The sequence below is a fragment of the Rhodococcus sp. P4_B6 genome, from assembly GCF_056402215.1.
The window spans coordinates 1-681 of record NZ_JBFUHV010000488.1 but is presented as its reverse complement, the minus strand read 5'-3'; the positions used below and the strand labels follow the sequence as shown (position 1 = coordinate 681).

The window sequence follows — 681 nt, the reverse complement described above, 5'->3', positions numbered from 1 at the left end:
GCGAACAACCGGTCCGAGGCGATCATCGCCCCGATCGGCGAGTACCCCGACGTCAGGCCCTTGGCGCAGGTGATGATGTCGGGCACGTACCCGAAGTCCTCGCACGTGAACATCGACCCGATCCTGCCGAACGCGCAGATCACCTCGTCCGAGACCAGCAGCACGTCGTACTCGTCGCAGATCTGCCGGACCCGTTCGAAGTAGCCGGGCGGGGGTGGGAAGCAGCCGCCGGCGTTCTGCACCGGTTCGAGGAAGACGGCGGCGACGGTGTCGGGGCCCTCGAATTCGATGGCCTCGGCGATCCGGTCGGCGGCCCAGATCCCGAATGCCTTCGGATCGGAGCCGAGGGGGTCGGGGGCGCGGTAGATGTTGGTGTTGGGGACCCGGAACGCGCCGGGGGTGAGCGGTTCGAACGGCGCCTTCAGGGCGGGGATGCCGGTGATCGCCAGCGCGCCTTGGGGGGTGCCGTGGTAGGCGATGGAGCGGGAGATGACCTTGTGTTTGCCGGGTTTGCCGACCTTCTTGAAGTACTGTTTGGCCAGTTTCCAGGCGCTTTCGACGGCCTCGCCGCCGCCGGTGGTGAAGAAGACCCGGTTCAGGTCGCCGGGGGCGTAGCCGGCGAGGCGTTCGGCGAGTTCGATGGCGGGTTCGGTGGCGTAGGACCAGAGTGGGAAGAACGCG

1 protein-coding gene is annotated in these 681 nt (G+C 67.7%); it reads right to left on the bottom strand.

The genetic code is table 11. The annotated features are described in order from the left end of the window. Window positions 1-681: aminotransferase class III-fold pyridoxal phosphate-dependent enzyme (locus AC1DWT_RS51730; protein WP_477926336.1), on the bottom strand; the 681-nt coding region annotated here is incomplete at both ends.